The sequence below is a fragment of the Myxococcales bacterium genome (assembly GCA_016712525.1).
Classification (GTDB): Bacteria; Myxococcota_A; Polyangia; order Polyangiales; family Polyangiaceae; genus JAAFHV01.
In genome coordinates this window covers 1695458-1721691 of sequence record JADJQX010000008.1, presented here as the reverse complement: position 1 = coordinate 1721691, position 26234 = coordinate 1695458, and the positions used below count along the sequence as shown (strand labels likewise).

Annotated in this window: 24 protein-coding genes; 9 read left to right on the top strand and 15 right to left on the bottom strand. The window is 70.3% G+C overall.

The window, feature by feature from the left end; genetic code table 11:
- Nucleotides 1–349: 349 nt before the first annotated feature.
- The 3 genes from IPK71_36835 to IPK71_36825 are packed head-to-tail and all read right to left on the bottom strand — an operon-like array spanning nucleotide 350 to nucleotide 3934.
- Nucleotides 350–1660, bottom strand: a complete 1311-nt coding sequence (locus tag IPK71_36835; GenBank protein MBK8219325.1) for a metallophosphoesterase — start codon at nucleotides 1658–1660, stop codon at nucleotides 350–352.
- Entirely contained in the window at nucleotides 1657–2547 is an 891-nt protein-coding gene (prmC, locus tag IPK71_36830) for a peptide chain release factor N(5)-glutamine methyltransferase (protein ID MBK8219324.1), read from the bottom strand. The genes IPK71_36835 and prmC overlap by 4 nt, the downstream gene beginning before the upstream one ends.
- A complete protein-coding gene (locus IPK71_36825) occupies nucleotides 2537–3934 on the bottom strand; it encodes a phosphomannomutase/phosphoglucomutase (protein ID MBK8219323.1) in 1398 nt (465 codons plus the stop codon). Before IPK71_36825 ends, prmC begins: the two co-directional genes overlap by 11 nt.
- A 173-nt stretch (nucleotides 3935–4107) precedes the next feature.
- Between IPK71_36825 and IPK71_36820 the strand changes: the two genes are divergently transcribed.
- The 3 genes from IPK71_36820 to IPK71_36810 all read left to right on the top strand — a co-directional run bounded on the left by IPK71_36820 (nucleotide 4108) and on the right by IPK71_36810 (nucleotide 5455).
- Nucleotides 4108–4407, top strand: a complete 300-nt coding sequence (locus IPK71_36820) for a hypothetical protein (GenBank protein ID MBK8219322.1) — start codon at nucleotides 4108–4110, stop codon at nucleotides 4405–4407.
- A 62-nt stretch (nucleotides 4408–4469) separates the two neighbouring features.
- On the top strand, nucleotides 4470–5144 hold the full coding sequence (locus IPK71_36815; GenBank protein MBK8219321.1) for a hypothetical protein: 675 nt from the start codon (nucleotides 4470–4472) through the stop codon (nucleotides 5142–5144).
- 62 nt (nucleotides 5145–5206) lie between these two features.
- Nucleotides 5207–5455 (top strand): hypothetical protein, encoded by a 249-nt coding sequence (locus tag IPK71_36810; protein MBK8219320.1) that lies wholly within the window; start codon nucleotides 5207–5209, stop codon nucleotides 5453–5455.
- Nucleotides 5456–5479: 24 nt separating this feature from the next.
- On the opposite strand, the gene IPK71_36805 is transcribed toward IPK71_36810, so the two are convergent.
- The 6 genes from IPK71_36805 to IPK71_36780 form a co-directional block, all read right to left on the bottom strand.
- Nucleotides 5480–6907, bottom strand: coding sequence for a hypothetical protein (locus IPK71_36805; protein MBK8219319.1), 1428 nt, complete (start codon nucleotides 6905–6907; stop codon nucleotides 5480–5482).
- A gap of 85 nt (nucleotides 6908–6992) precedes the next feature.
- On the bottom strand, nucleotides 6993–7865 hold the full coding sequence (locus tag IPK71_36800) for an SDR family oxidoreductase (protein ID MBK8219318.1): 873 nt from the start codon (nucleotides 7863–7865) through the stop codon (nucleotides 6993–6995).
- 5 nt (nucleotides 7866–7870) lie between these two features.
- Nucleotides 7871–9193 carry a hypothetical protein gene (locus tag IPK71_36795; protein ID MBK8219317.1) on the bottom strand — a complete coding sequence of 441 codons (1323 nt, stop codon included), beginning with the start codon at nucleotides 9191–9193 and terminating at the stop codon, nucleotides 7871–7873.
- Between the two features lie 142 nt (nucleotides 9194–9335).
- The gene (locus IPK71_36790) at nucleotides 9336–10412 is read right to left on the bottom strand and encodes a hypothetical protein (protein ID MBK8219316.1); all 1077 of its coding nucleotides are present in this window, start codon (nucleotides 10410–10412) and stop codon (nucleotides 9336–9338) included.
- Nucleotides 10413–10607: 195 nt separating this feature from the next.
- The gene (locus tag IPK71_36785) at nucleotides 10608–11915 is read right to left on the bottom strand and encodes an inosine/guanosine kinase (GenBank protein MBK8219315.1); all 1308 of its coding nucleotides are present in this window, start codon (nucleotides 11913–11915) and stop codon (nucleotides 10608–10610) included.
- A 126-nt stretch (nucleotides 11916–12041) separates the two neighbouring features.
- On the bottom strand, nucleotides 12042–12695 hold the full coding sequence (locus tag IPK71_36780) for a hypothetical protein (GenBank protein ID MBK8219314.1): 654 nt from the start codon (nucleotides 12693–12695) through the stop codon (nucleotides 12042–12044).
- A gap of 132 nt (nucleotides 12696–12827) precedes the next feature.
- Here IPK71_36780 and IPK71_36775 point away from each other — a divergent pair, with 132 nt between their 5' ends.
- The 5 genes from IPK71_36775 to IPK71_36755 all read left to right on the top strand — a co-directional run bounded on the left by IPK71_36775 (nucleotide 12828) and on the right by IPK71_36755 (nucleotide 16537).
- Entirely contained in the window at nucleotides 12828–13712 is an 885-nt protein-coding gene (locus IPK71_36775) for a GAF domain-containing protein (GenBank protein MBK8219313.1), read from the top strand.
- Between the two features lie 401 nt (nucleotides 13713–14113).
- Nucleotides 14114–14962: a DUF4349 domain-containing protein gene (locus IPK71_36770; protein ID MBK8219312.1), complete on the top strand. Its 849-nt coding sequence runs from the start codon at nucleotides 14114–14116 to the stop codon at nucleotides 14960–14962.
- A gap of 39 nt (nucleotides 14963–15001) precedes the next feature.
- Entirely contained in the window at nucleotides 15002–15556 is a 555-nt protein-coding gene (locus IPK71_36765) for an RNA polymerase sigma factor (protein MBK8219311.1), read from the top strand.
- Nucleotides 15543–15947, top strand: a complete 405-nt coding sequence (locus tag IPK71_36760; GenBank protein MBK8219310.1) for a hypothetical protein — start codon at nucleotides 15543–15545, stop codon at nucleotides 15945–15947. Before IPK71_36765 ends, IPK71_36760 begins: the two co-directional genes overlap by 14 nt.
- Nucleotides 15944–16537, top strand: coding sequence for a hypothetical protein (locus IPK71_36755; protein MBK8219309.1), 594 nt, complete (start codon nucleotides 15944–15946; stop codon nucleotides 16535–16537). Before IPK71_36760 ends, IPK71_36755 begins: the two co-directional genes overlap by 4 nt.
- 184 nt (nucleotides 16538–16721) lie before the next feature.
- On the opposite strand, the gene IPK71_36750 is transcribed toward IPK71_36755, so the two are convergent.
- The 5 genes from IPK71_36750 to IPK71_36730 all read right to left on the bottom strand — a co-directional run bounded on the left by IPK71_36750 (nucleotide 16722) and on the right by IPK71_36730 (nucleotide 22304).
- Nucleotides 16722–17663: a hypothetical protein gene (locus IPK71_36750; protein MBK8219308.1), complete on the bottom strand. Its 942-nt coding sequence runs from the start codon at nucleotides 17661–17663 to the stop codon at nucleotides 16722–16724.
- Nucleotides 17664–17870: 207 nt separating this feature from the next.
- A complete protein-coding gene (locus IPK71_36745; protein MBK8219307.1) occupies nucleotides 17871–18467 on the bottom strand; it encodes a TlpA family protein disulfide reductase in 597 nt (198 codons plus the stop codon).
- Between the two features lie 37 nt (nucleotides 18468–18504).
- Nucleotides 18505–19917: a DUF2156 domain-containing protein gene (locus IPK71_36740; GenBank protein ID MBK8219306.1), complete on the bottom strand. Its 1413-nt coding sequence runs from the start codon at nucleotides 19915–19917 to the stop codon at nucleotides 18505–18507.
- A gap of 124 nt (nucleotides 19918–20041) precedes the next feature.
- Nucleotides 20042–20560, bottom strand: coding sequence for a hypothetical protein (locus tag IPK71_36735; protein ID MBK8219305.1), 519 nt, complete (start codon nucleotides 20558–20560; stop codon nucleotides 20042–20044).
- A gap of 328 nt (nucleotides 20561–20888) precedes the next feature.
- Nucleotides 20889–22304 (bottom strand): hypothetical protein, encoded by a 1416-nt coding sequence (locus IPK71_36730; GenBank protein ID MBK8219304.1) that lies wholly within the window; start codon nucleotides 22302–22304, stop codon nucleotides 20889–20891.
- A gap of 414 nt (nucleotides 22305–22718) precedes the next feature.
- Here IPK71_36730 and thrS point away from each other — a divergent pair, with 414 nt between their 5' ends.
- Entirely contained in the window at nucleotides 22719–23921 is a 1203-nt protein-coding gene (thrS, locus tag IPK71_36725; GenBank protein ID MBK8219303.1) for a threonine--tRNA ligase, read from the top strand.
- A 154-nt stretch (nucleotides 23922–24075) separates the two neighbouring features.
- Here the strand turns inward: thrS and IPK71_36720 are convergent, their stop codons facing one another.
- Nucleotides 24076–26211 (bottom strand): hypothetical protein, encoded by a 2136-nt coding sequence (locus IPK71_36720; GenBank protein MBK8219302.1) that lies wholly within the window; start codon nucleotides 26209–26211, stop codon nucleotides 24076–24078.
- Nucleotides 26212–26234: the final 23 nt, after the last annotated feature.

Below are 26234 nucleotides of genomic sequence, written 5' to 3'. Positions count from 1 at the left end.
TCGGGAGTGTTCCACCGCCCCCGAAGCGACGTTGTCGCACGCTACGCCAGTCGCTAGGTCAAGTACCTCGCTCCGTGTGCGCGGCCAGTAGCGCACCGAGACGAGGGAACGACGAGACGCTGCAGGGAGGGTGGATCGGGCGGCGAACGAAAACGAGGGACCGTTCGCCGGGCCGCTCCCTGCGAGCGTCTCGTCGTGGTGGGGTCGGCGGGCCGGGCCGAGTCGTTGCTAAGAATCGACGAGCGCCTGCGCGGCGGGCACGGAGATGGTGGATCTCGGCTTGGTTGGTAGGCCAAGGGGGATCGTCGGCCTCCTCCCTACCCAAGGAGGTCGCGGCAGCCGCTCCCGCTCACCCCGAGACGAGCACGACCTTCGTCACCTCGGGGGGCGCGCCCACGCGTGACGGGGGGCCCGCCGTGCCGAAGCCGCGGTTCACCCAGAGCGTCGAGCCCGCGCGCTCGTAGCGGCCCGCGACGAACTCGAAGACGAGATCCGCGGGGCGAAACCCGGGGTTGATCTGGCCGCCGTGTGTGTGGCCCGAGAGCTGGAGCGCGCACTTGCCCGCCATGTCGCGGAACGTCTTCGGCTGATGCGAGAGCACGATGCGGGGGAGGTCCGTCTCGCGGACACGCTCGGCGGCGCGGGCCAGATCGGGCCCCGGTTTGCCCCAGTAGCGGCCCCAGATTTCGTCGAGGCCGAGCAAGGCGAAGCCGCCCTCGGCGGCGCGGATCGCGAGCCCGTCGTTCACGAGGAGGCGGACGCCGGCGCGCGAGAGGGCCTCGGCGACCGCAGCGTGCCCGGTCGTGTAGTCGTGGTTCCCGTAGATGGCATAGACGCCGTCACGGGATGGGAGCTTCATCAGCTCACGCGCCAAGAGGTCGCAGTACGCGGGATCGTGATCGACCAAATCGCCCGTCGCCACCACGAGATCCGGGCGGATCTCCCGCACCTTCGCGAACCCCTCGGCGAGCTCGCGCGGTGTCACGAACGTGCCCGTGTGGATGTCGGAGACCTGCGCGATCGTGTACCCGTCGAGCTTCGGGGAGAGGCCCGGGATCTTCACCACGACCTCCTCGACACGGAAGTCGTGGCGGCCACGCACGATGCCCCACCCGATGGCCCCCGTGCTGCCGGCGACGAGCGAGAGCCCCACGGCGCGCTCGAGCACGAGCCTCCGCGACACGCGCTCTTCTTCTTCGCGCTCGAACCTCGCGTGCGTGGACGTGGGCGCCTCGCTCGGGCCCGCATCGCGCGATGCGGCTTCGGTGGTCTCGGGGGTCGCGGCGACGGCATCGGGGGCCGCTTCGCCGTGCGGTGCTCGTGGAGCGGCGCTACCGAGGCCGAGCGTGCGCCGGCGCACGAGGTACGCGACCTTCCCGTAGAGCCAGAAGAGCGTCTTCATGATGCCCACCGTCGAGCCCGCGAAGGCGACGAGCGTGACCTCGATGAGCGCGTACGGCGAGAGCCCCTGGCCGTGCCCCGTGTAGATCGACACGGCCCGCACGAGCGGGCCGAGGCAAGCGACGAAGAGCGCGATACTTCTCGCTTTTTTGCGGTTCTTCCGCAGGCGCTCCGAGTGGTCCTCGGCCCACCGTGCGAGGCTCATGTGCCCGACGAGGCTCAGCACGAGCGCGCCCGCGGCGGGCCCGAACCGCATCATGGCCGGACGCCGCTCACGACGCGCTCGATCCCGGCGAGGTCCTTCGTCTTGACGATCTCGGTGTACCCGTGGCCTTCGAGGATCTTCGCCACGTCGGGGGCCTGGCCTGCGCCGATCTCGAGGGCGAGCACGCCCGTCGGCACGAGGTAGCGGGGCGCGTCGCGGACGATCCGGCGCACGAGGTCGAGGCCGTCCTTGCCGCCATCGAGCGCGAGGCGCGGCTCGAAGTCGCGCACGTCGGGCATGAGCGTCTCGCACTCGGCCGTGGCGATGTACGGCGGGTTCGACACCACGAGCTCGAACACGGGCGGGTGCCAAGGCAGGCCCGCGGCGTCGATCGCGCCGAAGAGATCCCCCAAGACGAACGACACGTTGTACGCGCCGAGGCGCCGCGCGTTCTCGCGGGCCACGTCGAGCGCGTCCGGGGAGAGGTCGGTCGCGACGACGTCGGCCGTGGGGCGCATTTTGGCGAGCGAGATGGCGACGCACCCCGAGCCCGTGCAAAGGTCGAGGATGCGCCCGCCCATCGCCACGTGGGCCGTGCGCTCCTTGGCCACGTCGACGAGGGTCTCGGTGTCGGGCCGGGGCACGAGCACGCGTTTGTCGACCTTGAACACGTGCCCGTAGAACTCACGCTCCCCGCGGAGGTAGGCCATGGGCTCGTGGGCGCGGCGCCGCTTGACGAGCTCACGCAGCTTCGTGAGCTCGTCCTTCGCGAGGGGCCGCGCGCCATCGACGATGACCTGCATGCGCGAGATCCCGAGCGCGAACGCCACGAGCAGCTCGGCCTCGAGGCGCGGGCTCTCGAGGCCTCGCGCCTTGAAGTCGTCGGTGGCCCAGCGACAGAGCTCGCCTACGGTCCACTCTTTGGGGGTCTCAGCCTGCAAGTCGCTTTCGCTCCTCGGCGACCGCGCCCTCGACGTCGGCGCGGATCTCGGCGAGGCGCGCCTCGGTGCCCGCTTCGAAGCGGAGCACGAGCACGGGGCCCGTGTTCGACGCGCGGACGAGGCCCCACGTGGGCGCTCCGCCCTTCTCGAAGGTGATGCGGGCGCCGTCGATGTCGAGCACGTCGAGGCCGCGGTCCTTGTACTTCTGGGTCACGGCCTTCACGATGTCGAACTTGATGGCGTCGGGGCAGTCGACGCGGAGCTCGGGCGTGGTGAACGTCTTGGGCACGTCGGCGAGCATCTCGGAGAGCGGCCGAGGATCGGCGGCCAAGATCTCGAGCAGGCGGAGCGCGGCGTAGGTCGCGTCGTCGAAGCCGAAATAGCGGTCGGCGAAGAAGAGGTGTCCGCTCATCTCACCCGCGAGATCGGCGTGCTCCTCTTTCATCTTGGTCTTGATGAGCGAGTGTCCGGTCTTCCACACGATCGGCCTGCCGCCGTGCTTCGCGATGTCGTCGTACAAGGTCTGCGAGCACTTCACCTCGCCGAGCACCGCGGCGCCCGGCTTCTTCGCGAGGAGCGCGCGAGAGAAGAGGATGAGAAGCTTGTCTCCCCAGATGACGTCGCCGTTCTCGTCGACCGCGCCGAGGCGATCGGCGTCGCCGTCGAACGCGAGGCCGACGCGGGCCTTCGTCTCCTTCACGCGGGCGACGAGCGCCTCGAGGTTCTTCGGCACCGTCGGGTCGGGGTGGTGGTTCGGGAACGTGCCGTCCATGTCGCAGAAGAGCGGGTCGGCCGTGAGCCCGAGCGCCGAGAGCACGCGGAGAGCGAGGGGGCCGCCGGCGCCGTTGCCCGCGTCGAGCACGAACTTCATGCCCGAGGCGCTGGAGAAGTCGAACTTCTCCTTCATGGTGGCGGTGTAGGCGCCCTGCACGTCGATCTCCTCGACGCGGCCCTCGCGGGCCGGGGCGTAGCGCTCTTCTTCGATCGTGGCGCGGGCCTTCTGGATGTCGTCGCCGAAGAACGACGCCTTGCCCTTCATGATCTTGAAGCCGTTCTCGTCGCCCGGGTTGTGGCTCCCGGTGATCATGATGCCGCCGTCGGTCCCGAGGTGGTGCACCCCGAAGTAGAGCATCGGCGTCGGGCCGATGCCGAGGTCGACCACGTGGACCCCTCGCTCGACGAGGCCCTTCACGAGCGCGGCGTGGAGGCGCGGGCCGGAGAGGCGGCAATCCCTCGCGACGGCGATCTTGGGGGTGTCTTTGCCCGCCGCCTCGCCGAGCAGCGTGGCGAGGGCCCGCCCGAGGTGGGTGGCGAGGTCGTCGGAGAGGTCACGATCGGCTTTTCCGCGGATGTCGTACTCGCGGAAGATGTTCCCAGGGACGCGCATTTCCCCAGCATGGCATGGGCCCACCGCGAAAAAAAGCGCCACTTTTCGCGCCGTTTCGGCGTCCTCCCCTGCGCGCTCGGAGCGCGGGCGCTCGTCGGGCGCGCGTTTTTTTCGTGGGCGTGGGAAGCTTCGTTTCGGGGGCTCGTAGGACCCCATCAACGAGGAGCTCGGCGATGGACGCACTCTTTACGATTTTTCTCGGTCTCTTGTGCATCGGCGCGATCACCGCGCGTGTTACCGGCTGGATGATGCGGAGCTGGCTCGCCACGAACGCGGGCTGGATGGACAGCGCCGGGCAGCGCTTCTTGCGCTACTTTTTCGGCATTTTCGTCGACATCGGCACGGCCAACAACTTCCTCCAGCAGAAGAAGCAGCGGAACGAGCCCCCGACGCTCGCGTACGTCTTCTTCTCGTCGTTCGGCGCGACCATGCTCGGCCTCCTCGGGCTCTTCGGCGCGATGGCCGCGCACTGAACGGGCGCACCATCACGTTCCTGTTCGAGAATTCGAGGGCCTGAGGTAGGGTCCGCCCCACGGTGGACGCGCTCCCTCCCGACCCATCCCCTCCCGGGCCCTACGTCTACGCCGCGAGCGACTATCGCCCGCGGCAAACCCGGGAGATCGAGCTCTGCGAGCGGGCGAGCACCACGGATTGGGTGTACCTCTCCGGGCTCGGCGCCGGCCTCGTGGCGAGCATCGCCCTCGACACCGCCGTCTTCCGCCAGATCGGCACGCGCCGCGAGGCCGAGAACGAGACGTGGGAGGCCTGGGAGGCGCGCACCAAGGGCGACCTCTCTCTCCCCGCCGGGCGTACGTTCGGCGCCGGTCTCGTCGGCCTCAGCGTGGGCGCGCTCGTTGGGGGCATGTACCTCGCCTTCCCGAAGTGCGACCGCATGAACGCGTACGGCCCGCCCCCCGAGGGCTCGGCCCGAAGCGTGTGGCCCACGGCGCTCACGCTCGCGCTCGCCTCGGCCGCGCTCGGCCCCATCATGGTGGCGATCGAGAGCGGCGCTCCCTACGGCCGCGTGCTCGAGTGGGAGGTGTCGGAGCGCGCCGTCCACTTCATCGTTCCGGCCTTCACCGGCTTCGCGGGGGCCTTCTTGCCTTACCTCTTCCCACCGAAGACCTGGCGCGCGGCGCGTGAGATCGAGAGGATCCGCGCGGGTGTGGCCAGCAACGGCGCTTATGTAGGCTACACGTTTCGGTTCTGAGCGTGCGCGCTCGGGGGAGGGCCGGCGTGAGACCCCGACCTCCGACCCCAAGGAATCGACCGATGCGTGCGACGTTGCGATTGGAGCGCTCCGAGAGCGAGCGGCTCGACCTCACCATGGACGGCCCTCATCTCGCCTACGCGCGTGGGCGCGCCGGCGATGCGCGCGCGTCCGTCCGAGTGAAGAAATTCCCGTCCGCCGACGAGGCCGAGGCCGCGTACCGCGCGATGGTGAGCGAGGCCCTCGAGCGCGGGTTCGTGCCGGCGGCTCCCTCCGAGACCGCGTTGCCCGCCTGCGATCCCGAGCCCTGAGCCGCCCACGCTCCCCCGAAGGTTTCATGGAGGCGGCGCTGCCGGAGCCGCGGGCTCGAACCTGTAGAGCGCGCCGCCGCGCTGACCGCCCGCGTAGAGCACGCCACCGAGCACCCCGAGGGGCGCCGCGCAGAACGCGTCGTCGAGCGAGAACGGGCTCTTCTTGTCCGTGATCGTGGCGACGATTCGGGCAGGCTCTCCTCCGTCTCCGAGGCCCACGAGGGCGCGCTCGGTGAGCACGACGAGCTCGCCGCCGAAGCGCACCACGTCGGTGGGGCGGCCCACGTCGGCGGGGAGGTCGACGGTGTCCCAGGTGTCGCCGTCGGTGGTCTTTCGGAGGGTCACCGGGCCGCCCCACGTGCCCGCGATCCAATAGAGCGCGCCGCGGTCGGCATACCAGCGCAGCGTGAAGGCCGCGCCGCGATCCGTGACGCGCTTGCCCACGCCGTCGCCCTCACGGAGCACGTCGCGCCCCTCGGGGAGCGTGAAGCGCGCGTAGTCGAACGGGCTCTTGCCGTCGAAGTCTTGGAGCCCCGCGTAGAGGCTGTCGCGGAACCGAACGAGGTAGGTGAGGCGCCACACGCCGCCGGGGTACGGCGAAGGGAAGCCGAGCGCGTACGCGAAGCGCGAGAGGTCCGGAGTCGCCATGTGGAGCGCGCCTGGCGCCGGGCCCTGCCACGCGCGCTCGTTCGGGGGCACCGAGCCGGTCGAGGCGTAGAGGTGCCCGCGGTACGAGGCCACGTCGAGCACGTGGTAGGCGCGCGGGAGCACGGAGGCGCCCGCTTTCCCGTCGGCGTCGGGTCTCCCGGGGAGACCGGCGTGGGGATAACGTGCCCGCGCGAACGTACCCTCGCGGTCCGACACGAACACGTACCCTTCGGTGCCCCAGTCGACGGCGCCGAGGCCCCCGTAGGGAGGATCCGCGTCGGGCACGAAGAGCCGCCCCCCGAGGGCGTGCACGCGCAAGAAGCCCTGCCCACCGCCGCCGCCCTTCGTGGGCTCGCCGATGCGGTTCCAATCGAACGCGACGGCGAAGGGCTTCGCGGCGTCGGGTGTGAAGCGGGTGATCGTCGCGCCGTCGGAGCCGAGCGGCTGGTTCGCGTGGGCGGCGTAGAGGCTGCCACCGAAGGCGCGTAGATCGCAGATGCGGGTGAGGCCGAGGGGCGGCACGCCGACCTTGGTGAGCGTGGCCGACGTGAGCCTGGGGCCGCTCGCGCCGGGCTCGTTCGTCGCGTCGTCGTTGCCGTCGGGCTCGTGCTGCGCGCGGAGGGGCGCTGCGTCGGCCTGGGCGTCGGTGCCGGCGTCGAGGGGATTCTCGGCGGCGCCGGAGGAGGTCGCCGTCGCCGTCGCGGTGGGCTTCGATGGAGGGGCCGGGGCCTCGTGGAGGCGCGAGGCTTCGCACGCGGAGAGGGCACCCAAGGCGAGCGAGGCGAGGAGCGCGATGCGCGTCATACGGAGACGTCGCGCGGGAGGCCCAAGGTGTGACCTCGGTCGTGATGTATCGTAAATGCTCGTATCTCTTCGAAGAATCGGCGCCTCACGCCTTGGCGTAGGTGCCCCAGAGGCTCTTGTCGCGCACGAACACGAGCTTCTCGGAGATCTCCCAGAGGCGCTTTTGGGTGTCGACGTCGTAGCTGGCGCTGCTCGAGCGCACGGCCTTGCAGCGGTCGAAGTAGCGGCCCGTGACGCCTGCGACCTCGGGCGACGACGCGAGGTAGATCTGCGTCTTGGCGCCCTCTTCGGTGGTCATCAGGAAGGGGCGCGCGAGCTTGGCCAGCGTCGCCACGAAGCCGCCGTACGTCTGCGCGAAGCCCGACGCGATGACCCCGGGGTGGAGGCAGTTCGCGGTGACGTTCGTGCCCTCGAGGCGCCGCGCGAGCTCGTACGTGAAGAGCACGTTGAGGAGCTTCGAGTGCGAGTACGCGGTGATCATGGAATACCCGCGCGAGAACTGGATGTCGTCGAGGTTCGGTTTGGCGCGGAGGTGGGCCCTCGAGCTCACGTTCACGATGCGCGCGCTCTTCGCTTTGGTGAGCGGCTCGAGCAGCTCGTGGGTGAGCAGGAAGTAGGCGAGGTGGTTCAGCGCCAGCGTCTCTTCGATGCCGTCCTTCGTGACACGCCGCTCGGTGACGAGCACCCCGGCGTTGTTCACGAGCACGTCGATCGTCTCGAGCTTCTCGCGGAGCTCGCGGCCGGCCTTGCGCACCTCGTCTTGGATCGAGAGATCGGCGACGACGAGCTCCGCCTTGCCGCCCGCGGCCTCGATCTCTCGGACGACGGCCTGGCCCTTCTCGGCGTTTCGGCACACGAGCGCGACCCGTGCGCCCATGCGCGCGAGCTCCTTGGCCGTCACCCTGCCGATGCCCTGGTTCGCCCCGGTGACCACCACGGTTTTGTCGTTCATCGCCATGCCTGTCAGTACCAGAGGCCCCACGTCCAGTTCCAGTCGTAGTAGTCGCGCGCCACGTCGAGGTTCACGCCCATACGAAAGGGGACGGGCGAGTCGAACGAGCCGAACACGTCGCTCTGGAAGATGCGCGTCTCTGCGCCCACCGTGGCGTGGAGCCTCGCCGACGACGTGTCGAAGCGCGTCGGCTCGAGGTACGCGCCGGCCCGGATCCAGAGCCAGTCGGGGAACGGCTCGGCCTCGACGCCCACGCGGGGCATGAACGTGGCCACGCGGCCCGAGCGATCGACCCGCTGCGCGAGGAAGCTCTCGATGCCGACGGCGTTGGCCGTGGCGCCGGTGACCAGGAACGACGTGGAGACGAGGAGCTTGGGCCGCGGGATCTTGGCGCGGCGCCGTTTGTCGTAGCGGTTGATGAGCACCTGGCGCGTGTCGTCGGGGGACCTCCGGAGCTTCTCGAGATCCGCGCGTGGGATCGTGCGAGGGTCGAGCCACGGCAGGTTGAGCGGCCTCGGCCCGAACTGGATCGCGAAGCCCCACTCGAGCTCCCAAGGGCGCTGGATGCTGCGCGGGAGCACCAGGTTGCCCACGCGCAGATCTCCCGCGGCGTCGGGCGCGATGTCGCTGCTCGTGGCCTTGCCGATCACGGGCGCGCGGAGGGCGGCGCCGAGGCGAATGGGCAGATCGCGTGGTGCCCAGAGGGTGCCCACCTCGGGCGCGAGCCCCGCCATGGTGAGCAGGCCCTCGGTGCCGGGGACGGCCGTGAGCTCGGACTGCCCCGAGTCGCGGAGGGTCATCAACGCGCCTCGAAGGCCGAGGCCGAGGTGGAGCTCGTCGCCGATGCTCGTCGCGCCCATGAGGTGGAGCGACGCGAGGCGCAGCGAGGCCGCCTGGATGGCCGGCGCTCCGCTCACGCGCCCGAGCTCGACCTGCTGCACGTCGAGCGCGACGCCGAGCCCGAGCGGCCCTTGTTGCACGTAGCCGCTCGTCGAGAGGAAGACGAAGTCGTTGTAAGTGAAGCCCTTCGTGCCGTTGTTGTCGAAGTCGGTCGTGCCGAGCTGGCTCGGGAACCGCCACTCGATGCCGGCGTTCCAGTCGGTCACCGAGTGCGACGACGGGTAGCGCACGGCCGGCGTGGCCGGGTTCGCCGTCATGATGTCGGCGCCCGCGGCGATCGCGACCACGGCGCCGGCCATGGCCGTCACACGGGACGAGCCGATGAGCGGGCCCTGGAAGAGATCGATCGTGTAGCTGCTCGTGTCGATGCGGCTGCCCTGCGGGCCGAGGGGCCCCCCGGCGCGCGCGGGGGGGGCGCCGAGCAGCGAGGCCACGATCGTGCCTAACGCCGCGAAAGTGCGGAGCTTTCTAGAGGCGCTGGTCGGCGTCCGCGGGCCCACGAGCGCACGTTACCAAAGGTTTCGTGCGGGCGACCTGCCGTTTCCGAGAGCTTCTTCGTGCCCGCGAGGACCGAGCTCAGGGGCCGCACGACCAGGCGTTGAGCGGCACGCTCGTGCCTTCGCTCGCCGTGAAGATGGAGCGCCCGTCGGCCGCGAAGGCGACAGCCTCGCCTTGCTGCTCGAGCGGGGCTTGGAGCGTGCGAAAGGGGCGCTTCACGAGGTCGGCCGGGCCCTCGCCCGAGGTGCCCTCGAAGAGGAGCAGCGCCGCGTACGTGCGGACGACCAAGCGCGGGCAGGGACCGCCGAAGAAGTCGCCGCCGGTGACCGCGGGCACGCCGAACGTGGGTGGCGTGAAGGTCGCCACGATGCGGCCCGTGAGGGCGGTGCCAGGGGTGCCCGGGACGCCGAACGCCACGAGCGACACCGCGCCGAACGTCTCTTTGGTGATCACGTAGACGGCGCCCGCGTCGTCGACGAGGAGCGTCTCGGCGTCGTGCGGGCCATCGGGGTAGCGGAGCGGGAAGACGTCGGCGGCCACGGTGGTGGCCGAGAGCGAAGGCTCCGGGAAGCGCACGAGCGCGATGTCGGTCCGGGACTTTCCGTTGTCGCCGATGTCGCCGACGAACACGCAGCTCCCCGACGGGCATTTGCCGACGGCGATGTCCTCCCAGTCGACGGCAGGGGCGCCCGTGACCGAGACGACGTTCCGCGATGCGCCGTTCGTGCCGATCATGAAGATGCGCGCGGTGTCTCCCGAGTCGTTGTGGGCATAGAGGACGTTCGCGTGCACGCGGCTCGCGGCGAGGCCGCTCGTCTCGACGAGGCCTTGAGCGGCGACGTTCCCGCCCGACACGGGGCCGCCGGGGTAGCGGCAAATCGGGCACGTGACCGGGGCGGCGTCGGCGGCGTCGGTGGTCGCGTCCCCGGAGGCATCGACCGAGGCGTCGACGGCGGAGGAAGCGTCGCGGGTGCTCGTGTCGGGGGCCTGGGCCGCGTCGCGCGCGCCGGTGTCGGACGGGGACGCGTCGGCCGCGGGCTCGTCGTCGATCGGCGTAGGATCGACCGAACCGCACGCCGCGCCCACGAGCGCCGCCAGCGCGAGAGGCACCCCGACGGAGGCGACACGAAGCACGAACGGGGCACGATGGCGCATCGTGACGGCATAGACGCCCGGCGCGCCTCACGCAAGGCAGGGCGCGCGTAGTCCTCGGGGAATCGAGGGAGAAAATGAGAGGGAGCCGGCAAAGGAGGTGCCCCCCCTCGCAGGTGCTCGGCCTAACGGCCTGCGCGCCTGCGGTCCCCCCCAAATCGCGAGCTCCGCTCGCTCAGGGCGGGACCAAACCCGGGCTCACATCGCCCAGTAGGCCTCGTCGTTCAGGCCCTCTTCGCGCTCGGGCAGGCCTCGCGTGAGCCTGGGCGACGACTGCACGAGCACCTCGTAGCTCACGCGGTTCGCGTACCGGCACACCTGGCTCATCGAGGAGTACGTGAGGAAATCCCGCGCGTGCTTGGACGACGTGGGGACACGGGCCTTGTGGTAGCGGTTGGCCGACATGTCGTGGAGGAGCGCCGAGAGCGCCGCGTCGCCCGCGCCGTTCGCGCTCGTGATGCGCGCCGGGCCGCCGTGGTAGGGCGCGATGTGGGCGAACACCTTGATGGGGGTGGGGCACTGGGCCCGCTGCATGGGCCGGCTGAACTCGTAGCGGTTGAACTCGGGGATGGCGCCGGGGAGGAGCGGGTACCGCGTGGCGCGCTTCACTTCGTCGTCGGTGTAGCCGGCGAGGTAGAGCCCGGTGGGGCCCGCCGTGCAGAGCACGAGATCGGCCCAGTCGAGCGCGCGCTCGCAGGCGAGGAGAGGATCGGCGAGCCCCGTCAAGGCCTCGCCCTCTTCTTCGTTCATGGCCAGCACGTCGACGTTGTCGGCGATGAACGTGCGCCAAAACTCGGGTCGATCCGCGATGATGAAGCGCGTCCCGAGCGTGAGCACGATGGGGACACCGTGCGACTTGGCGAGCTCGACGGCGCGGAGGGTGGCCGCGGGCATGGGCTCGCCGTCGCCCGCGCGCATGAGGTACGCCGAGATGACGAGCGCCGCCGCCGACTCGAACACCTGGGGCGGGATGCTCTCCGGCCTTAGCGCGTTCATCTTGCCGGCGCTGATCGCGAAGGTGCGCTCTCCGTCGGGCGTGACGAGGGCGAAGCAGCGACCTATGGGGCCGTCGACGGGCTGGAGGTAGTCGAGGCTCACGCGGCTCGACGTGTTCGAGAGGTAGCGGTAGCCCGACGTGCCGACCCGAATCGGGTCGCTCATGACGCCGAGGAGGATCGACGCGTCGTCGGCGAGGAGCGAGAAGTTGTGGAGCGTGTTGCCCACCGTGCCGCCCGCGAACTCGTGCGAGATGAGCTTTCCTTCGAAGAGCTCGTCGTAGAGGCGCGCGGCCACGTCGTTCGCGATGATCGTCGAGCTCCCCTTCGAGAGCCCGTAGCGCGAGAGCAGGTCTTCTTGCACCCTCGCGTCGACGTCGACCAGGGTCTGGTCGATGCCGACCACGTGCACCTTCGTCTCGGGGGCGTCGACGCCCGCGTGGTGGAGGAGCGGATCGCGCTCGTGGACCGGGAAGTAGTGCTTGTGTTTGCGACGGCCAGGGAAGCGCACGGGTAGCGCGAGCATGGCGCCAGAAGGGGCCGAGAGGCAAGGCAGGATCGTGCTCCCGTGACGCTTCGGCGCGGTGGACAGGTTGCGTGCCAGGTGCTCATGGCCGTGGCCGAGCGCCGCGACGCCTCAGAAGCGGGCGCCGTAGCCCATGGTGAAGGCGTCGCTCGTGCCGCTCACACGAAACGCCTCGAGCGCGCGCAGGTAGGGCGTCGCGCGTTCGTCCGCGATCGCGTCGAGCAGGAAGAGCTTGGACGCCTCGAGGGCGAGGCCGAGCCCCACGCCTTGCACGGTGTCGGCCTTGGCGAGCCCTCCCACCGCGGCGAGCCCTGCGCCGACGCCGGTCACGGTGAGCTCGACCCACAGGAGCGTATCGAATTGCGCTCGCACCCGTCGAAGGTGCGCCGTCTCGTCGGTCCGGAACGCCGCGGGATCCCGCATCAAGTCGCGATCGAGGCGCGCGACCAGCGCGTCGGTACGGAGGTAGAGCACGAGCCCGACGGCGACCTCGACACCCCCGAAGGCGACCATGGGGACGGCGGCCCCCTTCGCGACTTCGCCGGTGTCCATCGCGAGGAGGGTCGCGCCTACGGCGACCGAGGCGAGCCCGGGCACGGCGAACTGGAACGCGCCGCTCTTTTCGCCGCTGTAGTACGTGTGCATCGCCTCCTGCACGCGCGGGCTCCCTCGGGGCGGCGAAGGAGGGGTCGCGTGAGCGTCGGCGGCGGCGAGGCAGAGCGCGAGCCCGGAGACGATGCTGGCCGCGGCCGAAGGAGCTCTCATCCGGAGAGAGTACGGCGTTTCGCACGACCACGGAGAGGGAAGGGCGCGCGCGCCCGTGTGTCGAAGGCGCTTCCCGCGCTCGCGGCTTGTCGGTACCTTCCTCGCGAGAGGGAGGGGCGGATGGAGACGACCGTGTCACAGGAGGAAGAGCGGCGGCTCGAGGCGGTGCGTGCATGTCGCCTCCTCGACACCGAGCCCGAACCGGCCTTCGACGACATCACCGCGTGCGCGGCAGAGCTCCTCGAGCTCCCGATCGTGCTGGTGTCGCTCGTCGATCGCACGCGGCAGTGGTTCAAGTCGGCCCGGGGCTTGGCGGTCACCGAGGCCCCCCGCGACGCGGCGTTCTGCGGGCACGTGGTAGACGGGGGGCTCCCGATCGTGGTCCGCGATACGCTGAAAGATCAGCGATTTCGCGACAATCCGATGGTCGTCGGCCCTCCCCACGTGCGCTTCTACGCGGGCGTCCCCCTGCGCAACCCCGACGCCCTCGTGCTCGGCGCCCTCGGTGTGTTCGACGTCGTCCCGCGCATTCTCGAGCCGGCCAAGGTCGACGTGCTCGTCCAGCTCGCGAGCCAAATCTCGGACCGCATCGAGCTCCGCCGGGGCGCCTTTTTGCTCTCCGAGGAGCGCCGTCGTGTGCACGAGCTCACGCAGCACGCCGAGACGCTGCTCGAGTGTCTCGAGCAACCGGTCTTCGTCCACGATCGCCGGGGCATCGTCGTCCGCGCGAACAAGCCTGCGCTGCGGCTCCTCGAGCGACCCGTCCTGAGCACGGTCACGGGCCGCTCGGCGCTCGTGGACCTCTGCGCGTGCTTGGGCGCCGACCGTCGCCCGTTCGACCGAGAGACCGATCCGGCGCTCGTCGCACGCCGCACCGGGAAAGCGCAGAGCGCCGTCATGGGGCTCACGAGCTCTACGGGGGAAGTCCTATGGTTTCGTGTCTCGGCCTTCCCGGTCCTCGTCGACGGGGAGGTCGACACCACCATCGTCACGCTCTCCGGGACGGCTCCTCCCTGACTCGGTTCGAGTGAGCCTGACGCGGCTCAGGTAGGAGGCACTCGCGGGAGCCGCCCTCGTTCAGGGGTGAAACGTGAAAGGCGCCTCCGTTCGATCTCGCAAGGTGACGTCGCCGAAGGGGCTCGTAACTCCCGGAGATCGCACGACCCGAGAGTGGCACGGCGCTCGCATTAACGTCAGGCAGGTAGCGCTCGGAGGTTCATCCCCCCCCAAACTTTCGGGTGCTGCCAACCTCTTCTCTCGTGTCTTCTCCGTCACGAGAGCCGCACGCTCGGTCGCGCTCCCTCCCCTCAGGCGCGGTCGAGCGTGTTTTTTTTGTGCGCGGAGGCCCGTGACGGTCGGGCCCGAAAAAATCGACGCCCGGGTGTCATACAGGGGAAAGCGGCCGGTCACCCATCGGCATGACGCACACCCCCGCTCGTCGATCCCTCTCGCTCGTCGCCCTCTCGCTCGTCGCCCTCGTGGCCCTGCTCTCGGGCTGCCGGAAGTCCGAAGCTCCCGGTGACTCGTCGGCCCTCTCGGCCCCGGCGGCGGCGTCCGCGACCCCCGCTGGAGCGGTCGCGGCGCCGCGATCGCGCGCCATCACGGTCGACACCACCCTCAAGGTCGGCGACGTCGACACGTCCGCCCGCACCGTGAGGGAGGCCCTCGACCGTTCGGGTGGCTACGTGGCCGACGCGAGCAGCTCGGGCACGGGCGACGATCGCACGGCGCACTTCGACGTGCGCGTCCCGGCAGAGAGCCTCCGCGCGTTCCTCGCGGCGATCGCAGGGACCGGGGAGACGGCGAGCTACACCGAGCGCACCGAGGACGTGACCGATCAGGTGACCGACCTCAAGGCCCGCCTCACCAACGCGCGCGCTCAGGAGAAGCGCGTGCTCGAGCTCATGGCGACGCGGACGTCCGGGCTCGGCGAGGTGCTCGAGGCCGAGAAGGAGCTCTCGCGCATTCGAGAGACGATCGAGCGCCTCGACGCCCAAGACCGTGCGGTCGGGGCGCGCGTGACCTACGCGACCGTGCGAGTCTCGATCGTGCCCCACGCGGTGCCGGCGTTTCGCACGCCGGGGAAGAGCATCGCCCACGCGGCCGACACGGGGCTCAAGGGGGCTGCGGCCTTCTTCGTGTACGCGGCGATGGCCGTCGTCACCGTGGGGCCCACGCTGCTCCCTTTCGCGCTCCTCGTCGTGGCCGTGGCGTTCGTGATGCGCAGGAGGGCCGAGGCGCGAGAGGCCCTCGCCGCGAAGGATTGACCGGTCCTGGCCCTGGTGCGAACGTCCTCGGCGCCCGCCTTGAGCTCCTTCGAGAACGACGTCGCCGCCCTCCACGCCTCGAGCTTCGGCTGGGCGATGGCGTGCTGCGACCGCGACGCGGACCTCGCGTCGGACGTGCTCCAACAGGCGTATTTCAAGGTGTTCTCGGGCAAAGCCACGTTCGACGGGCGGTCCTCGCTTCGCACGTGGCTCTTCGGTGTGATTCGCCTCACGGCCCTCGAGTCGAGGCGCTATCGGGTCCTCCGGCTCTTCTGGGGTCGCGCCCCGAGGGAGGGCCCGGCCCGAGGCGCGGGAGAGCCGCACGAGCCCAACGACGACCCCGCGGCCGAGGCGCCGTCTCCGAGCGCGTCCCTCGCCGAACGGCAGCGCGCCGAGGCGATCGAAGCGGCGCTCGCGAAGCTCCCTCCCCGGCAGCGTGAGGTGCTGCACCTCACCTTCTACGAAGGGCTCACCGTCCGCGAGGCCGCCGAGATCATGGGTATTTCTCTAGGTTCGGCGAGTGTCCACTACGAACGAGGCAAGTCCAGAATGTCGGAGCTACTGAGAGAGAGTGGGCATCATGAGCGACCCTAACCCCGACGATACCCGACTTCGCGAGGCCTTCTCGCGCCTGCGGGCCCACGACGCCCGTCGCCGCCCCCCGTTCTCCGCGCTGCGTCGACCGCCCACCGTGCGACCCTTTCCTCGCGCGGTGGTGGCGCTCGTGCCCCTCGTCGCCGCCGCCGTCCTCTTCCTGGTGTGTGGTGCGCCGAGCTCGAAGCCGCTGGCCTCGTCGCCCCCGAGCGCCGCGTCGTCCTCCCGGAGCCCGCTCGAGCTCGCCGCGGACGTCGCCCCTCCCTCGGGGGATGTCGCGTCCGCGCTCCCCTTGGACTTCTTGCTCGAGCCCACGTTCGGTGGCCCGAGCGACTCGATGGCATTTCTCTCCCGCGTCCCCCCTCTCGATCTCTCCAAAGGTCCGCGATGAACCGACCCATCTCGAAGCTCCGTACGCCCGTAGCCGCGCTCCTCGTGGCGCTCGTCGCCGCCGTCTCGGGGTGCGCCAAGCGCGAGGCGCTGCCGGGCGACTCGGTCTCGGACGACGGCAGCGTGACGCTCACCCCGCCGAAGCCCACCCTCACGCCCAAAGGGGTCGGCGCGCCACCGGCGACCGGGGCGCGTGAGCCGCTCGGCGCCATCGAGGCCGCGCTCTTCTCGGCGGAGCTCGTCATGGAGCATCAAGGCGAGCTCGGCCTCGACGGGCCCCAGCGCGAGGCCCTCCTCAAAGAGATCGAGCGAGGCCAGGCCGAGATGGTGCGCCTGCAGTGGGACCTGCAGGGCGAAAAGGAGAAGCTCGTGCGCGTGCTCTCTGCGGAGCGCGTCGACGAGAAGGAGAGCGCCGCTTCGGCCGCTCGCGTGATGGAGCGCGAAAACAAGGTCAAAGCTTCGCACCTGGCGATGCTCGTCCGAATCAAGAACCACCTCACGCCCGCTCAGCAGAAGAAGCTCCGGTCCCTCCGCGGCGACGCGAGCGACGCGAGGGAGAGCCCCGACGGCGGCGCGCGCGACGGAGGGTAAGCCCCGCGCGCTCGCCTAGGAGTGCCACGCCGACGGGACCGGCCGCCCCGTTTCGCGGACGGAACGGGAGCGGCGCGGCCGTCGTGTCTCCCCGTGGCCCGCGCGGCGCGATCGGAGCCGTCCCGCGCTCCACGACGATCGCGGGACACGCGGCGGGCCAAAGGGGGAGTCGAGCTCGTCCTCGTCAATTCCAATCGTAGAATCGGTAGGAGATGAACGAGCAGTTGCCTTCGCCGCCCGACGGTCGGCCATTCTCCGAGATGGCGTCGACGATGGTCCCCGCCGCGCCCAGCGCGATCGCCGCCTTGGTGGCGTTCGGGGCCGACTCGCCCGGCGGGACGCGCAGCGTGTACTCGGTGTCGGTGGGCTTGAGCTGCTTCCTGAGCTGAGGCTCGGAAGGGGGCGGGACCTCGCCGTTCGCGAGCGTCCCGGGAGCGAGGCCGACGACCTCACCCCAGGTGTTGATCGCGATGAACGACGACGCCGGCGAGAGCACGCCGCCGGAGTCTTGGGCCGCGCCTCGGAACGGGGTCCACTTCGCCGTGGCGGTGCCGCCCTTCGTGAGGGCGCCCGTCGGGTCGGTGAGGTTCGGCTTCTCGGGGCACACCATCGAGAGCGTGGTGGTCTTCCCTCCTGCCGTCAGCCGCAGCTCGATGGGCATGCCTCCGCTGGCCGCCGGACGGAGCACGGCGAACACGGCGTCGGCGACGGCGTCGGTGATCGGCGTGGGGGCGTCGGGGAGGTTCGGGAGGGGAGCCGGAGGCAGGTAACCGAGCTCGTACACCTTTCCCGTCCACTGGCCGGCGTCTCCGCGAATGACGAGATCGGCCGTGCGGCAATCGGCGATGGGGCAGTAGTTCCAGCCGATCCCCGGCACGACCCGCGGCCTCTTGAAGGTCTGCCCGCCGCTTCCGACCGGGGCGTTCGCGACGTCGAAGATCTGGACCTCCACGTCGTTGAAGCTGAAAAGGTTACCTGTCGCTCCCCCGTCGCCGGAGACGCTCCCGTCGCTCGTCGCCCCGCCGTCCGCCGCGCCGCCGTCGGGCGTGGTCGTCGCGTCGGAGCAGGCCGAGGTGACGAGACCGAGTGAGAAGAGAAGCAACCAAGCCTTCGATCGCGCGTTCATTCGCCAAACCTCCCGAGCGCCCCGCGGAGGCCCCATGGTGAGGCCGGAGCAAACGGGTAGAGGCGCGTCGGCCCGCAAGTGTGAACCCCGGCGGCGCCGGAAAATGCGTGTGAGGTAAACCTTTGAATCTACGAGAGAAAGTGGCGGTGTGTTGGCGCTGTCGCGGCGGTTCGACGTCCTGACCGACGTCGGTGCGCAACCTCCGCTCTAGAGGAGGCCCTTCACCTCTCGTTCGATCGCGACCTCTTCGCCATCGGTGTAGCCGGCATGCAAGAACTTCACGACGCCCTCGCGGTCGACCACGTAGGTCGTGGGCATCGTGCGTGGCTTCCATGCCTCGACGAGCTTGCGACCGTCATCCCAGGGCGTCGGGTAGGTGACGCCGAGCGACTTGACGAAGTCTGTCGCGTCGGGCTCCTCGTCGTCGACCGAGATGGCGACCACGCTGAGCCCCGATGCCTTGTACTTGCGATAGATCGCCTCGAGCTTGGGCATGGCCTTGTGGCACGGCATGCACCAGGACGCCCAGACGTGCACCACGATCACGTTTCCCTTCGCGGACTTGAGATCCGTGCCGAATAGAGGCGCGCGCGCGCCGACCTCCCCCTTGGCGTCCCCCATGTCGTCGGCCGGCTCGCGGGGAGAGGCCTCGGCGACGGGCGGCTTGGGCAGCAGCGCGGGCTCGCTCGGCACCGGAGGGCTTCGAGGGATGAGCACCGCCGACGACGGGGCCTGCGAGGCGCACCCCATCACGAGCGCGGAGGCCCCCACGAGACGAAGGACACGAGCGGAGATCGCGTTCATGCCAAGAGCGTACGCGAATGTCGTCGCCGATCGTCCACTAGTGGAGTTGCCCGAACGGCGTGCGCTTCGCACTTCTTCGCGGGCCGAGCCTCGTCGCGCGTACTCTCCGCCAGATAGCGCCCCACAGCGCGATCGCTCCCAACAGCGGACCTGTGCACCCCACGATGACGACGATGGCGGCCCATCGCGAGCTCACCCGTGGGAGGTCATGGGCTGCGGCTTCCACGATCGTGAGGACCGCGCTGAGCGAGACGACGAGCGCGAGGCCGATGGCGAGCGCCATCCTCCACCGTCGAGCGAGCATGACCAGAGCGATGGCGATCGCGATGTCGACGCCCGCCCAAGCCCAGCGCACCTCGGCCGAGGGGAACCACGTCGGAGCCGCCATAGCGATGCTCACCACCCAGACCACGAGGAGGGCCGCGAGGAGCCGCACCACGAACGCCGGGCCACGCAGGAACCCTCGGAGCCCGAAGCGCAAGAGGTTGCCCCTCGCGAAGGCCGTCAGCGTATCGAGGATCGCGAGGCCAGGCTTCGCGGGCTCCGGGAACGCGAGGTAGATGGGGGCCCAGTCGCTCGGGCGGAGCTTGGCCTTGAACGCCCGGACACCTTCGAAATCGTAGAGCGATTGCCCCCACCGGCGCGCCCTCGCGAGCCACGGGGAGACGCCACCCGCGAGCGGGGCGAGCCCGAGCGTCACGTACGTCGCGCCACCACCGGCGACGTGTCGCATCGCCAAGTCGACGAGGAGCTCGATCGTCCCGCTCGGAGCCTCGGGGTCACGCAGGAAGTCTTCGAAGAGCCAGCCCTCTCGCGCGTGGATGGGGACCGCGCACAAGAAGCCGACGCAGCGCCCGTGCACTTCCGCGACGAAGTAGCGGCGCTCGTGCGGCAGCTCGAATGGCTGGACGTCCACCAGGAACCCCATGCGAGGCATCTCGTGAGCGAGGTGCCACCTCTCGATGAGCGCCTCGATGGAGAGGCGGGCGGGGAGCCCGCTACCCACGTCCTCGGCGGTGAGATGGCGAACCCGAACGCCCTTGGCTCGCGCGCGTCTGAGCTGTTCGCGCAGCGATCGGTGGGAGCGGAGGGTCTCGTCCCACGTGCGCGGATCCCAGGTCGCTTGCAGGCCGATGAGCTTCGCCGGCATGCCAACGATGTCCAGGAACCGTCGCTCCACGGCGAAGAAGACCACGCGTCGCCCTTCGCGTCGCGCCGCCTCCATCAGGCGCTCCGTCACGTCTCGAATTCGCTCGGGTGCGCACACGGGTGCGCCCGCCACCACCCAAGCTCTCCCCGTATCGATGTACGAGACGCAGGCGTCTCCGTGGAAGAAGTGGCGAAATCCGCGCTCCGTGATCTGGAATGCGGTCGAGTTCCACCCCCACGCGCGGAGAAGGCCTAGGACGCGCTCGCGTTCGCCATCGTGTGGATCGATCTCTCCGCGCACCAATCGCCTGAGTAGCTTCGACCGGGCGTTCGGGCAAGCTCGAGAGAGATTCGGAGGGCCGAAGCGACGTTGGCGAGGCGGTCTCCGGCTCTATCGTGTACGCGAGCCCCGCGGCGTGGGCCCGTCAGTTCACCAGGTCGTAGTGGTTCGCGTGGGGGAGGGTGGTCTTGGCGAGGCCGCAGGCGCGGAGGGCGGCGCGGCTCACAGGCGCACCGTCGGCGACGAGATCGACGGCGCGGCAGCGCGTGTGCGGCGACGACGTGCACCCCGCGGTCGGCCGCACGCAGCCCGCCATCCCGGTGCAACGGTTCGTGCAGCCGTTCTCGCGGCGCACCCGCTCTTGCTCGGCGGGGCTGCGGTAGAAGCTCAACACACGGGCCCCCTTCGCCTGCGCGCACTTCACGGCGCGGTCGATGGCGGTCCCCGCGCAAGGTCCCGCGGTGCGGAGCTCGTCGGAGGTCTCGCCGATCTGGTCGTCGTCCGCCCCGTCGACCGAGTCGTCGATGACCTCGCCGTCCTCGTCGACCTCGGCCGAGCAGCCCACCGCGCCCAGCACGCCGAGGGCGCCGAAGAAGAGCACCGCGAGGACGCGAGCGCTGCGAGGGGTGCGGCCGAGGGAAGGCGAGGTCTTCGAGGCGGTCATGCCCGAGGTGTTGCGAGGGACATGCCAAAGGCACCGAGGTCCCCTGCGCCCTCGAGATTGCCGCGGAAAACGGCCGCGGCGCCTCGCCGGAGGAGGATTTGACAGCGCCCACGTCCCACCGCACCGGCCAGACGGACGAGGCCGACCGGGATGATCGAGGATCCGAATGGTGCATGCCCCGCCCACCGTGCTCGGCCCGATCATGGGCATACCGCAGAAGAAGGTGCCCCCCCTCGCAGGTGCTCGGCCTTCGGCCTCCGCGCCTGCGGTACCCCCCCAAATCGGCCGCTCCGCGTCCTCAGGGGGGGACAAAAGATCCGCGGCTACGTCATGGCTTGTGGACCATGAGCTTCGGTGCGCCTGTCGTGAGCGCGCCCTTCGCGACGCGGTTCCCGGTCATGGCCACCGCGCCGTTCGGTGCGACGGCGATGTCCTCGACGGTGCCGGCCGAGCCATCGGTCGTGAAGAGGTCAGCGCCCCACCCGAGCGCGCCGCCGGAGCCCAGCGCGAACGCCTTGTAGGACGAGCCTGCCGTGAACAGCGTGCCCGTGAGGCCGCCTCCGAACACGACGCCGCGCGCGACGCCGGTGCGGTAGAACCCTTGCGCGTTGCCGAGTGCGGTCTTCCAGCAGACCTCGCCCGTGCGCGTGTCGGCGGCGAAGAGCGCAGGGGCCGTGAGATCGCCGCTCTGTGGCCGACCGACGACGACCCGATCGCCGCTCACGTCGAGCGCGTAGACCGAGTCGGGCGTGATCCCCACCGGGCTCCACGGGAGCAGCGCCGCCGAGGTCCGGTCGAGCGCGACGACGTTGCGACGGCGCACACCGTCTCCTCCCGTCATGTCGATGCCGCTGCCGCCACCGACGAAGACCCGGTCCGCAGACACGGCGAGCGCGCGCACGGTGATGTCTTGCGCGGCCTGCGATCCGAGGGCCGGCGGTGCCCACGCCGTGGCCGTGCCGGTCGTCGGGTCGAGCGCAGCGACGTTGGTCCGGGCCGCGCCGCCCGCGCTCGTGAAGTACCCCCCCACGAAGATGGCGGTCGGCGTCGCGCGCACGAGCCTCACGTTCGGGAGGAACGGTGTCGTCCCCGCGAACGTCGGCGCCCACGCGCTCACCGTCTTCGAGGAGAGCGAGAAGGCGAACGCGCGGGTCCTCGCCATGCCACCCGCCTGTGTCACGCCTCCTACGACGTACACCGTATCCCCGACCACCGAGATGTCGTCGATCTCCCCCGTGACCGCGGGATAGCCCGCGATCGGCTGCCCCGTCGTGGCGTCGAGCACCGTGAGGTTCGTGGCGCTCTGGGTCATCGTGCCGTCTGGCGACTTGACCTGCGTGAAATTTCCCCCGACGACGAGCTTGCTCGAGTCGTCGCTCCACGCGAGAGCGCGCACCTCACCGTCCGGTTGCCAGAACGTTGCGTCGGGTGTCGCCGAGGGCAGCGTGGGTGCCGCCGCGGCCCCGCACGCGCCACCATCGGGTGCGGCCGCGTCGGTCGTCGCGTCGGCCGCCGCGTCGCCCGTGCTCCCATCGCTCGTGCTCGCGTCGCTCGTGCTCGCGTCGCTCGTGCTCGCGTCGCTCGTGCTCGCGTCGACGGGCGGCGTCGTCGAGGCATCCACGGCGGCGGCGTCGGGGGGCGTCGTGCCCGCGTCGGCCGCGTCCGTGTCGCTGCCGGGACACCCTGCCAACGCGGTCGTGGCGCCGACCAGAAGGATACCAAGTAGGGTGGGCCGTGCTCCCATACGGAGCAACTTCGAAGAGATGCCAAGTAGGGTCATGATGGCATGACGCCACAGGTCCCTACGGCGCGTCAAGCGACACTCCTTTGGATACGGCGAAGACGGGCTTGACGCAGCCTACGCTCCCGAACGTCGCTCGCCCCCCCGAGCCAGCCATGCTCCACATGGCGTGACGCCGTGGGCACGGGGCTGCGCGTCACTCCTTGCACGAGCATCGCCGATCGCGTATCCCGAAGAGCGTGAGAGCTGCGCGCCCCACTACCACGACCACGTTCACCACCCTCCGGGGCGGTACGGCGGTCGTGCGCGCTCTCTGAACGCCAAAACGAACCACCGAATCCGCCCGAGCCGGGGCGGCCGTTCGGTTGGAGCGCGGTCATGTCTCGGTTCGGGTCCATCTCGAAACGGAGACCCGTCATGTCCGAAGACGACCGCGATCATCGCATTCTTGGCCAAAAACTCGATCTCTTCCACTTCCGCGACGAAGCCCCAGGCATGGTGTTCTGGCACCCTCGTGGCCTCGCCATGGTCCGCGAGCTCGAACGCGCCGCGCGAGAGCAAGCGCGCGCTCAGGGCTACCTCGAGGTGCGCACGCCGCAGGTGCTGAGGCGCGCCGCGTGGGACGCGAGTGGGCACTTCGCCCACTTTCGCGAGCACATGTTCCGTATCGAAGACCAGAGCGTCGAGGCCGCGCTGAAGCCCGTGAGCTGCCCGGGCCACCTCTACGTCGCGTCCCGTCGCGCGCTCTCGTACCGCGAGCTGCCCCTTCGGTACGCCGAGCTTGGTGTCGTGCACCGCGACGAGGCGAGTGGCAACTTGCACGGGCTCTTGCGGGTGCGCCAATTCACGCAAGACGATGGGCACGTGCTCGCCGCGTGGGACGACATCCCCGCCGAGGTCCGGGCCTTCTGCGCAGGAATTCGCCCGTTCTACCGCGAGTTCGGCTTCGACGACATCGCCCTCGCGCTCTCGACGCGCCCGAACGACCGCGCGGGCGACGACGCCTCGTGGGACGCCGCCGAGAGCGCCCTCCGCGACGCGCTCGTCGGTCTCGGAGAGAGCTTCGTCGAGAACCCGGGCCAAGGGGCGTTCTACGGCCCGAAGATCGAGGTCTCTCTCCGCGATCGGCACGGGCGCTCGTGGCAGTGCGGCACGATCCAGCTCGACCTGGTGATGCCGGCGCGGTTCGACGTGCGCTACGTCGACGCGAGTGGGCTGCGGCGTGTCCCCGCCATGCTCCATCGCGCCCTCTTCGGGAGCCTCGAGCGATTCCTGGGGATCGTGCTCGAGCACCACGGGGCGCGTCTCCCGGCCTGGCTCGCGCCGGTCCAGGCCGTTGTCCTACCCGTCACGGGCGAGGCCGCCGCACACGCCGAGGCCCTCGCACGGGAGCTCGAGCGACACGACGTCCGCGCCCTCGTGCTCGCCCACGACTCCCTCGCCCGTCGCATCGTCGAGGCCCACGCGCTCGCCGCGCCGTACGTGCTCGTCGTAGGCAAAAATGAGGTCCGCGACGGCACGATCTCGATGAGGCGACCCGGCAAGAGCGACGAGACGCTCCCGCGTGGCGAGGCGCTCTCGGTCGTCACGAACGGCGTCGCGCGCCCTTCGTTCGGGTGAACGTTCGTGCGCGGCACGTGCAAAAGGAGAGCAGGTGCCCCCCCTCGCAGGTGCTCGGCCTACGGCCTGCGCGCCTGCGGTCCCCCCCAAATCGCGAGCTCCGCTCGCTCAGGGGGGGACCCGAGAGGCGGGCTCATCCCTGATTCTTCCGCCTCTACCGACAGGTGCGCGACTCGCGCTCGAACTCGGTGCGGTACTTGGTACGGTCCTTCTCCGGCTGGAAGCGCGGCACGACGCGTTGGTACGCCGTCCACGCGGCGTTGCAGTCGCCGGCGCGCGCAAGGCAGAGCGCCGCATCGCCCGGGAAGCTGCGGTGAGTATCCCACCAGGACTCCCATTCCCTCCGTGGCTGCTTCGGTGGCTCCGGTGGCGCGTTTCGCTCGTAGAGGGCAATCGCGGCTTGGCACACCGCGGCGTCCCGCGTCTCCCGGAGCTGGATGCTCGCCCACGCGACCTTGCCTTGTGGGCTGAGCGAGGCAGGGGGCGCTTTCGCTTGGCAAGCGGGAGCCGCGTTTTGGAAGGACCCGATGGTCGAACGGTCGGGCGCGACGACCTCACCGAGGGCACCTCGGGCCTCGACGAAACGTCGCCAGGCGTCGTCGCACGCGTCGACCTTCGCGAAGCAGCGCGCCGCCGCCGACGCGAGCCTGCCGGCATCTGGCTTCTTCCCATCGGCGTGGAGCTTCTTGAGCGCCGCGAGCCCGCGGTCGAGGCGGGCCGAGCACACGGCCGGTGAAGGGCGCTCGGCGTACTCGAGCTCGTACCCCCATCGCGCCAGGCTCTCCTCGTCCGAGAGGGGCCCCTGATCCTTGTCCTCGCAGAGCGCCTTGGTCGTCGCCACCATGTGGTACCGCGTGCGGCCGTGGCTCATGTCCACGTTGGTGCGCTTCGCATAGAGGACCTGAGTCTCTTTCGTCGCCCTCCAAGCGGACGGGCAATCCCCGGCCTCGGCGAAACATCGAACGGAGTCGTTCTCGAGGCGCGAGTCCGCGTGCCGAATCGGGTCTTGGTCGTCGCGCCTCTGCACTCGCCCGATGAGGGACTTCACCTCTTCGTACGCCCGGTTGCAGTCCGAAGAGGTGCGCTTCGTGTCGTGGGAGGTGAGCGTGTGGAGCGCGACGAGCAGACGGTCTCGCTCGGTGAGCCCCGCGCCCCGGCAATAGCGCCCGGCGTACAGGTCGACCTCGTCGTCCACGCGCTCGGGCTTCGGAGCGTTCGGCTGCGCCTCGACGACCTTGCGAGCCAGCGCCCTGCCGGCGGCGCACTGCCCACTGAGCATGATGCACTTCGACCGAATCGACGCGAAGCCCTTCGGGGACGTGGACAATCCCTCCGGTCGAGGGTCGAGCTTGTCGTGTTGCTCGAGGTCGCCGAGGCACCCGCGCCCATCTCCCGCACCCAGCTTGGCGTACGCGGCGTTCAGGTGCTCGACCGCCTTCCGCTCGGTCGCCGTACGGGCCTCGAGCTTGCCCGCCAAGTTCGCGGCGCTCGGCGTCTCCTCGGCGCGCGCGGCCTTTTGGTCGGGGTTCTCCCCATCGGTGATTTCACGCAGCGTGAGCCGGATGGGCACCTTGCACCCGTCGAGCTCACGGGCCGACTCTCCACGGCACGCCGCCACGTCCCCCGCCTTCTTCTCGACCTGCGCCGCCGACGCGCGCGAGGCCCCCGCGCTCGCTCCCAGCGCCGAGCCACCGACCCCCGCGTTCGACGCGGTCTGCGTCGCGAGCGCATACGCGCCCAGGTTGAACCCGTACACGAAGTGAGTGGCGCCCGCGCATCCGGGCACCTTGGCGAGGTCGGCGCGGTAGAGGGCCGGGCGCGTGGCCGACCGCGTGCCGCTCACGAAGTACTCCATGTGGAATTTCTCGCCCGCGCGCACGCGACCTCCGAGCAGGGCCTCGCCGAGCGGGAGCTTCGCGTGAAGGTCGATCTCGTTCGCGATGTCGACCTTCTCGAGCGCGCCCGTCGTCCACTCGATCGGTTTGTACGAGCCGAACGAGCCGCGGACCGCGTCGTCGTTGCAGGAGTCGAGCACGGTGAGGCGACAGCCGTCGTACTTGACGACGATGACGTCGTTCGCCGCGCGGGCCTGGAAGCTCGAGGTGTCCGTGGCGTCCCACTCGACGACGAACGGCCGCTCGTGGTCCTGCGGGTTGCACGTGTGTTTACCCACGAACGTCTGCTCGATGAGCTTGCTCTGCCCCGACTCGCGGGTCGCGCCGGGGAGCGCACCACTGGGCCCACATGCCCCGACGAGGACGACCGCGACGATAAGAGGGAAGGTCCGCATGATGCTCCGGCTCGGCTGACACG

Excerpts from the sequence above, each read along its gene's own strand:
- IPK71_36835 (MBK8219325.1), bottom strand. The coding sequence starts at position 1,660 with ATGATGCGGTTCGGGCCCGCCGCGGGCGCGCTCGTGCTGAGCCTCGTC.
- IPK71_36825 (MBK8219323.1), bottom strand. The coding sequence starts at position 3,934 with ATGCGCGTCCCTGGGAACATCTTCCGCGAGTACGACATCCGCGGAAAA.
- IPK71_36820 (MBK8219322.1), top strand. The coding sequence starts at position 4,108 with ATGGACGCACTCTTTACGATTTTTCTCGGTCTCTTGTGCATCGGCGCG.
- IPK71_36810 (MBK8219320.1), top strand. The coding sequence starts at position 5,207 with ATGCGTGCGACGTTGCGATTGGAGCGCTCCGAGAGCGAGCGGCTCGAC.
- IPK71_36805 (MBK8219319.1), bottom strand. The coding sequence starts at position 6,907 with ATGACGCGCATCGCGCTCCTCGCCTCGCTCGCCTTGGGTGCCCTCTCC.
- IPK71_36800 (MBK8219318.1), bottom strand. The coding sequence starts at position 7,865 with ATGGCGATGAACGACAAAACCGTGGTGGTCACCGGGGCGAACCAGGGC.
- IPK71_36790 (MBK8219316.1), bottom strand. The coding sequence starts at position 10,412 with ATGCGCCATCGTGCCCCGTTCGTGCTTCGTGTCGCCTCCGTCGGGGTG.
- IPK71_36780 (MBK8219314.1), bottom strand. The coding sequence starts at position 12,695 with ATGAGAGCTCCTTCGGCCGCGGCCAGCATCGTCTCCGGGCTCGCGCTC.
- IPK71_36770 (MBK8219312.1), top strand. The coding sequence starts at position 14,114 with ATGACGCACACCCCCGCTCGTCGATCCCTCTCGCTCGTCGCCCTCTCG.
- IPK71_36760 (MBK8219310.1), top strand. The coding sequence starts at position 15,543 with ATGAGCGACCCTAACCCCGACGATACCCGACTTCGCGAGGCCTTCTCG.
- IPK71_36755 (MBK8219309.1), top strand. The coding sequence starts at position 15,944 with ATGAACCGACCCATCTCGAAGCTCCGTACGCCCGTAGCCGCGCTCCTC.
- IPK71_36750 (MBK8219308.1), bottom strand. The coding sequence starts at position 17,663 with ATGAACGCGCGATCGAAGGCTTGGTTGCTTCTCTTCTCACTCGGTCTC.
- IPK71_36745 (MBK8219307.1), bottom strand. The coding sequence starts at position 18,467 with ATGAACGCGATCTCCGCTCGTGTCCTTCGTCTCGTGGGGGCCTCCGCG.
- IPK71_36735 (MBK8219305.1), bottom strand. The coding sequence starts at position 20,560 with ATGACCGCCTCGAAGACCTCGCCTTCCCTCGGCCGCACCCCTCGCAGC.
- IPK71_36730 (MBK8219304.1), bottom strand. The coding sequence starts at position 22,304 with ATGGGAGCACGGCCCACCCTACTTGGTATCCTTCTGGTCGGCGCCACG.
- thrS (MBK8219303.1), top strand. The coding sequence starts at position 22,719 with ATGTCCGAAGACGACCGCGATCATCGCATTCTTGGCCAAAAACTCGAT.
- IPK71_36720 (MBK8219302.1), bottom strand. The coding sequence starts at position 26,211 with ATGCGGACCTTCCCTCTTATCGTCGCGGTCGTCCTCGTCGGGGCATGT.